At 36.3% G+C, this 2,996-nt stretch carries 3 protein-coding genes; 1 reads left to right on the top strand and 2 read right to left on the bottom strand.

Annotated features, from left to right (window positions below; genetic code table 11):
* A partial coding sequence (gene mobV, locus ACG9ZB_RS16535) for a MobV family relaxase (protein WP_419326788.1) occupies positions 1–766 on the bottom strand: 766 nt, incomplete at its 3' end.
* A gap of 681 nt (positions 767–1,447) precedes the next feature.
* On the opposite strand from mobV, the gene ACG9ZB_RS16540 reads away from it, so the two are divergent.
* Positions 1,448–2,494: a replication initiation protein gene (locus tag ACG9ZB_RS16540; protein ID WP_419326789.1), complete on the top strand. Its 1,047-nt coding sequence runs from the start codon at positions 1,448–1,450 to the stop codon at positions 2,492–2,494.
* 4 nt (positions 2,495–2,498) lie between these two features.
* Here ACG9ZB_RS16540 and ACG9ZB_RS16545 read toward each other — a convergent pair.
* Positions 2,499–2,996 (bottom strand): hypothetical protein (locus ACG9ZB_RS16545; RefSeq protein WP_419326790.1); only part of this gene is annotated, 498 nt, incomplete at its 5' end.

Here is a 2,996-nt window from a genome sequence, read left to right on the forward strand (position 1 = left end):
TATCTTGTAGCTCTAAAAGCGTTTTACGAGCCTCTAGGGCTTCTTTACGAGCTATCCTGACCTCCTTTGTGAGTTCAGCCATACTTTCCCATTGTGGTTTGATCTGTTCAAGCACCGAATTAACCACCTTGTCACCATACTGGGCGGTAGTTTCAAATATTCCAGCTTTGGGTCTTTCAACCTGTCTGATCTGCGGTGTAGGTTCATTTACTTTAGCGTAATACTCTTTGATTCGAGTATGTTTTGCTTTAGACCCTTCAATTCCACGCTTTAAACCAAGATTTTTAACATGATTTGAAAAACTAGACTGCATTTCAGCAAGTTTGGCTTTCCCACCTAAAAACTTTTTAGCGTTTAATTTTCCTGTTTCTTGGTCAAGAGGAACAACATACGCCACTAAATGCGGTGTAGTTTCGTCCCTATGAATACTTGTAGCCACAACATTTTGTTTGCCGTGTCTTTGCTCTAACCAGTCCACAGCCTGCTTAAAATACTCATTTTGACGATCATCACTCCAGCCTTGCCATTCAGGGCTTGCCGTAATCATGTATTCAATACATAAAACAGCATCAGAACGTCTTTTTTCAGGTAATCGTTCAGAAATGGCGGCTTTAACTGCTTCTGAATCTTTCAGGCTGTGAAAGTTATTAGGGGTTTGGCTTGGATTTGCATTAGGTGTGTCAATTGTTCGGTAATTATGAGCTAAAGACCCCCCAATATTCCCCATCGTTTTGAGTTTTTCAGCTCTTAAAATTGCAAATGCCATATTTTTTTTGCCTTTTTTTCTGCTTTTAGTTTGTCTAAAGGTGTACTCACTACACCTTTATTCCCCAATATCTTCGATTATGGTTTCTAAAGGTACGTTCGTAAAGGAGTTTCACTCCTTTATTTTTTTTGTTCAAACCCGATAGCTTTAAGCGAGTGTCTACGAGCGACCAAAACCAAATTTGCTTAATCCCACTCTGAAAAACCGTTTTTAAAATAATTAGAAGACAAAAAGAAAATTTTTAAATGCAGGCTTATGCACCCAGACCGAGCGAAGCGAGCATAAAGATTTATGAGCGAAGCGAATCCATTCTTGCTTTTGCTTTTTTGAAATCACAAAAAGTATTTGCAAAAAAACTGCCCCAAAACCGAGTGAAACGAGGTCAAAAAGTACGAGCTTTAGCGAGTACATAGGGCAGTTTTTAGTGTTTTTTCCTTTTTAATAGTTTTTAAATCTTTTTAAAAGCTTTTTAGCTCCCCGCTATGCCACGCCCAGCAAGGCTTTCAAAGGACATATATGGAGGGATTGACGCACATATATGGAGGGATTGACGCACATATATGGAGGGATTGACGCACATATATGGAGGGATTGACGCACATATATGGAGTATGTATCATTCACTATATATATAGAGGTTAATTAAGTTTCTTGATATAATAAAATCAATTGGGTTTTTACATGAAAAATGATCTAGTCGTAATGGATAATAATTTAATACGTGCATCGTATAAGCTCACAGCTAATGAAATGCGTTTGGTTCTATGTGCCTTAGCTCAAATACCAAAAGATGCAGAGGTAGATCCTGGTAAGGCGTACTACATAACCAAAGAAGACTTTGTAAAACTAGGAGTAGAGCCGAAAAATGTTGCACGAGAAATTAGAGAGGCATGTTCGGAGCTATTAAATCGTATTGTTGTGGTCGACACAGCTATGGGGAAATTGAAATTCCATTGGCTGCACAGCGTCTTACATTTTAAAAGTGAAATTTTTGAACGGCTTAAAAAAGAATATCCAAACTCAAAAAATGATGAAGAATTTATTCAGCAATTAAGAAAATATAATTTATTGGATAGTTTGCCAATCATCGCTAAGAGTGACGACAATATCGTGGCTCGCATTGTTTTTCATGAAAATATGATCCCCTACATAAGTCAATTAAAAGAACAATTTACTAAGTTAATTCTTAAAGATGTTTTTCAATTTAGTAGTTTTTATAGCTTTAGATTTTATTTAATGATGATGCAATTCAAAGAAACGGGGTTTTGTAAAATATCTATTGCTGAATTGCGAGATTCTTTAGATTTAAATAATAAATATCAATTGTTTGCAGACTTAAAGAAATGGGTTATTGATACTGCTATTGATGAAATTAATGAAAAAAGTCCGCATACAGTAGGCTATGAGTTAATTAAAAAAGGGCGAACATATACTCATTTAGAATTAAGATTTAAAGAGAAAAAGGCGGAAATAAAAACAGTAAAATGCCCTAATACCATAGATATGTTTGAAGAACCAAAAGACACATTTATCAAGATGTCTGATAGCCAATTAGACACATTTGCAAGCAAATTGGCAGACTTGGGCGAAGTACAAGCAATGGCTAACGTAGGCGAAGAAATGCCAAGTTTTAAAGCTCGTTTACGCTCAATACTTAAAGACCCTGAAAAACAAAAAAAATTATTGCCGTATTTAAGCCAAATAGGATTTAAAACTCATAAATCTTGAGTAATCAGCGTTGTTTTTGAGGTGAATTATTTTTTGAAATTTTCACCTCAATGTCTTGCTGCTGTTTGATTTGAGGCAATTCCACTTTATCTAAAGCAGCAGGATTTTCACCAATTTTGTTTTTAGCCTCATCTAATTTTAAATTAAGCATGGCAGGATCATTTTTATATCGTTCTTCGATTGCTTTTAAGAAAAATTCCGCTTTAATCTGTTGGTTAGAAGTCAGCCCAACATAGATTTTTTCCCATTGGGCAGCTTGTGCCTCTTGTCGTTGTTCTTTCCGCTGCTTTTCAGTCTGTTTTGTATTTTCTTGTAGCTCTTGGCTTGTAGCTTTCATAACCTCTTGCAATTTAATGCGCTCAGAGAAGCTCAGAGGGCGAATAGCATCAAGATATGGTCTAACCCTATCTTGTAGCTCTAAAAGCGTTTTACGAGCCTCTAGGGCTTCTTTACGAGCTATCCTGACCTCCTTTGTGAGTTCAGCCATACTTTCCCATTGTGG

The sequence above is a fragment of the Acinetobacter johnsonii genome (assembly GCF_048551975.1).
Lineage (GTDB): Bacteria > Pseudomonadota > Gammaproteobacteria > Pseudomonadales > Moraxellaceae > Acinetobacter > Acinetobacter johnsonii_A.

Excerpts from the sequence above, each read along its gene's own strand:
- ACG9ZB_RS16540 (WP_419326789.1), top strand. The coding sequence starts at position 1,448 with ATGAAAAATGATCTAGTCGTAATGGATAATAATTTAATACGTGCATCG.